The organism is Candidatus Protofrankia californiensis, from assembly GCF_900634765.1.
Taxonomy (GTDB): domain Bacteria; phylum Actinomycetota; class Actinomycetes; order Frankiales; family Frankiaceae; genus Protofrankia; species Protofrankia californiensis.
In genome coordinates this window covers 8,762-10,283 of sequence record NZ_CAAAFT010000272.1, presented here as the reverse complement: position 1 = coordinate 10,283, position 1,522 = coordinate 8,762, and the positions used below count along the sequence as shown (strand labels likewise).

Here is a 1,522-nt window from a genome sequence, read left to right as displayed (position 1 = left end):
AGCGAGCTCGGTGGCGGCGGTGAGCACGACCGCGCAGGACGAGGCTGTCGAGATCTGCCGTGACCTGGTGCGTATCGACTCGGTGAACCGGGGCAACGGCGACGGCAACGAGCGGGCCGCTGCCGAGTACGTGGCGGCCAAGCTCGCCGAGGTCGGCCTTGAGCCTACCCTGCTGGAGTCCGCACCCGGCCGTACCAGCGTCATCACCCGGATCGAGGGATCCGATCCGCAGCGTCCGCCGCTGCTCATCCATGGTCATCTTGACGTGGTGCCCGCGGATCCGGCGGACTGGCGGGTCCACCCGTTCAGCGGCGAGATCGTCGACGGCAGCCTGTGGGGACGCGGCGCCGTCGACATGAAGGACATGGACGCGATGACGCTCGCGGTCGTCCGCGATCTTCTCCGTTCCGGCCGCCGCCCCCCGCGTGATCTTGTACTTGCGTTCGTCGCGGACGAGGAGGCCGGTGGCACGCTCGGTGCCCGCTGGCTGGTCGACAACCACCCGCAGCTGTTCGCCGACTGCACCGAGGCGATCAGCGAGGTCGGTGGTTTTTCCTACACGGTCTCCGACGACCTGCGCCTCTACCTCATCGAGACGGCCCAGAAGGGCATCGCCTGGATGAAGCTCACCGTCACCGGCCGCGCCGGGCACGGGTCGATGACCAGCGACGACAACGCGGTCACGGCGCTGTGTGAGGCGATCGTGCGTCTCGGCCGGCACCGCTTCCCGATCGTGCTGACCCCGACCGTCCGGACGTTCCTGGACTCGGTGGGTGAGGCGCTCGGTATCGAGGTCGACGCCGACGACCTGGAGACCACGATCGCCAAACTCGGCCCGATCGCCCGGATGATCGGTGCGACCATCCGCAACACCGCGAACCCGACGCAGCTCAATGCGGGGGAGAAGGTCAACGTCGTCCCGGGGGAGGCCACCGCCCACGTGGACGGCCGCTTCCTGCCCGGTCAGGAGGAGGAGTTCCTCCGCCAGATCGACGAGCTGATCGGCCCGGCCGTCCGGCGCGACTGGGTCGTGTTCGACCAGGCGCTGGAGACCGGCTTCGACGGTCCGCTCGTGGACGCGATGGCGGGTGCGCTGAAGGCCGAGGACCCGGCCGCCCGCGCGGTCCCCTACATGCTTTCGGGGGGCACGGACGCCAAGTCGTTCTCCCGGCTCGGTATCCGCTGCTTCGGTTTTTCGCCGCTGCTGCTGCCACCGGACCTGGACTTCGCCGGCATGTTCCACGGCGTGGACGAGCGGGTGCCGGTCGAGTCGCTGCGGTTCGGCGTCCGCGTCCTCGACCGCTTTCTGGCCGCCTCGTAGCGGGTATAGCGATCTGATCATGTCTGGTGACAGCTGGCAGGGGTGTGCGGTGCTCTCGCCGTCTCCGGATCGCGGCCCTATTCAGCCGTATCTGTCATACGATATTGATGTGGTTACACGTGTGGCGACGGGGTAGAAGTGTGCCTCGGTTTTTCGCGATCGTGGAATCGATGTCGTGGAATCGATGTCGTGGAATCGATG

At 67.7% G+C, this 1,522-nt stretch carries 1 protein-coding gene; it reads left to right on the top strand.

What is annotated here, in order from left to right:
• The first annotated feature begins 10 nt into the window (after positions 1–10).
• Positions 11–1,321: a M20/M25/M40 family metallo-hydrolase gene (locus DD1DGNOD_RS14950; RefSeq protein ID WP_131770409.1), complete on the top strand. Its 1,311-nt coding sequence runs from the start codon at positions 11–13 to the stop codon at positions 1,319–1,321.
• Positions 1,322–1,522 lie beyond the last annotated feature (201 nt).